General features: G+C 70.2%; 1 protein-coding gene. It reads left to right on the top strand.

Going from position 1 to position 235, the window contains the following annotated elements; all coding sequences use genetic code 11:
• Positions 1-31: 31 nt before the first annotated feature.
• Positions 32-235: hypothetical protein (locus SB772_RS45670; protein ID WP_410839233.1), on the top strand; the 204-nt coding region annotated here is incomplete at its 3' end.

Below are 235 nucleotides of genomic sequence, written 5' to 3'. Positions count from 1 at the left end.
ATTGCAGCGTTGGCACCCCGGCGATGGCAGGGTGCTGAGCGGTCCGCGGGCCGTCGACCGCGCGGGCTGGAAGTATTACCGAACGCCCGACGGCGAACTCGCCTCGATCGGGCTGGCGCCGGGAACTCCCGCCGTCACCTTCGACCGCACCCGCTTCCTCCGAGACCGCTCCGAAGCCGTCAACTTCGCTGGGATCATCCTGGCGGGAACGGCCAAGCGCCCCGCTCAGTTCGGC

This window comes from Paraburkholderia sp. SIMBA_030 (assembly GCF_046535245.1).
In the GTDB taxonomy this organism is placed as follows: domain Bacteria; phylum Pseudomonadota; class Gammaproteobacteria; order Burkholderiales; family Burkholderiaceae; genus Paraburkholderia.
The sequence above is the reverse complement of the archived record's forward strand: the minus strand, read 5'-3'. Positions and strand labels throughout refer to the sequence as shown.